The sequence below is a fragment of the Rhodopirellula maiorica SM1 genome (assembly GCF_000346295.1).
In the GTDB taxonomy this organism is placed as follows: domain Bacteria; phylum Planctomycetota; class Planctomycetia; order Pirellulales; family Pirellulaceae; genus Novipirellula; species Novipirellula maiorica.
Genome location: NZ_ANOG01000283.1, coordinates 1 through 1,033, shown reverse-complemented (window position 1 = coordinate 1,033; position 1,033 = coordinate 1). Strand labels below are relative to the sequence as shown.

Annotated in this window: 1 protein-coding gene; it reads left to right on the top strand. The window is 55.6% G+C overall.

Going from position 1 to position 1,033, the window contains the following annotated elements; genetic code table 11:
* Positions 1-25: 25 nt before the first annotated feature.
* On the top strand, positions 26-1,033 hold a 1,008-nt coding region (locus RMSM_RS09235; protein ID WP_008694564.1), incomplete at its 3' end, for a terminase gpA endonuclease subunit.

Below are 1,033 nucleotides of genomic sequence, written 5' to 3'. Positions count from 1 at the left end.
GGAGGTTTCAGCCCTTCACCGGGCCATGATCGAACGCGCAAAGGATCTCGATTCGTTCAACGCTGAGCTGCAGCTTAAGCCGACCACCCAAAACGACAGTACCACGAGCGAGTTGTGGAGCCTGCAATCGGATGAGGTTGCTAGGCGAATCCGACCGTACAAACGGGGAGAGATGCCCGATCGTGCGGAGATCATCACCGGGTTCATCGACGTTCAACAGGAATTCTTATCCTGGACGATCATGGCGTTCGATCTACGCGGCCGTGGGCACGTGATGGATTACGGGACGTTTCCGGAGCAGCCAACCCGCTACTATTCCAAGCGAGCCATCGCCAACACGTTGCAGGATGAGTTTGGCGAGATGCCGGTTGCGGACCTGATCACCGCGGGCCTGGATGTGCTGACGGAAGATCTTCTAGGACGCGAGTTCATTCGTGATCAACGCGTTTTCTCAATCGATAAGCTCGCAATCGATAATCGCTTTGCGTTGGTTGCGAACGACATTCGCTCGTTCGTGCTGGAATCGCCACTCAGAAGCCGACTTGTGCCACAGCTGGGGCATTTCATCGGCGCCAACACACGAGCGTGGCAGAAGCTATCCGGCGGCAAGGTACGACGAACCCGCGGGGTGAATGTTGCATATCGAGATCCACCAAAGGGGCAGCGAGGTGTAGCGGAGCTGCATGTGGACACCAACTATTGGAAGTGCCAACTCGCCATTGGGCTATCAGTCCCATTGTCGTCGCAAACCGCCATCACGCTCTACGAGGACACGCAAGAGAACCATCTGCTGCTTGGCGAACACTGCGAGGCTGAGGATCCATTCTTTGAGGAAAACAAGAACGGAGACAAGACGATCGTTTGGCGAGCTAGAAACCGGCCTTCGGAGAATGAACACTGGGATGAGATGACAGGCTGTATGGCAGTGGCATCAACGCTTGGCGTTTTCGCTAAGTCGAAGAAGACGAACACCGGGCAGTCCGGTGGCAAGAAGAAACGTGGGAGCCGGGCCTACAACATGAATTTGAATCTC